The following is a 514-nucleotide window of genomic DNA, read 5'->3' as shown; positions in this document are numbered from 1 at the left end:
GGATGGGGAAGCGGTTGCCTTCACCGCCGAAGGTGCCGGAAAAGGGCAGGATGCCGCCTACAGGCACATTGACGGCGGCGAGCTTGCTCTCGATGGCGTCCTTGACGGCCTTGCAGGTGGGGGCCGTGGTCGTGGAATCGGACAGGCCGGACGCCAGCTGGACGATGCCCGCCTGGGTGACGCTGGCCGCCAGGACGGAGAGAAGCCCTTCCGGCGTGATATTCAGCCCGCCGCCCACCTGCACGAGGCCGGGCTTGGCCTTGGTGGCCAGTCCGGGCTTGGCGTTGGTGATGAGCTGGCTGATGGCCTGCCAGAGCTGGCCATTGTCGCTTTTTTTCAGCTCCAGCCCGGCCCCGGTGATGACCGCCACCAGCTCCTCCTGCACGGCATTGAGCCATTCGGCGGAAACGGTGGTGGCCGCCACGGGGACGGCGGGATCGCCTTCGGTGAACTTGTGGTCCGGCGTGGCCGTGGCCGTGTCGATGCGATGCATGGCTATTCCTCGATGTAGGCC

General features: G+C 66.9%; 1 protein-coding gene. It reads right to left on the bottom strand.

Going from position 1 to position 514, the window contains the following annotated elements:
- Window positions 1-493 (bottom strand): tail fiber protein (locus JWG43_RS17830; protein WP_205244292.1); only part of this gene is annotated, 493 nt, incomplete at its 3' end.
- Between the last annotated feature and the right edge of the window lie 21 nt (window positions 494-514).

This window comes from Desulfobulbus alkaliphilus (assembly GCF_016918545.1).
Taxonomy (GTDB): Bacteria; Desulfobacterota; Desulfobulbia; order Desulfobulbales; family Desulfobulbaceae; genus Desulfobulbus; species Desulfobulbus alkaliphilus.
Note: the sequence above shows the minus strand (reverse complement) of the source record. Positions and strands in the feature narration are given on the sequence as shown.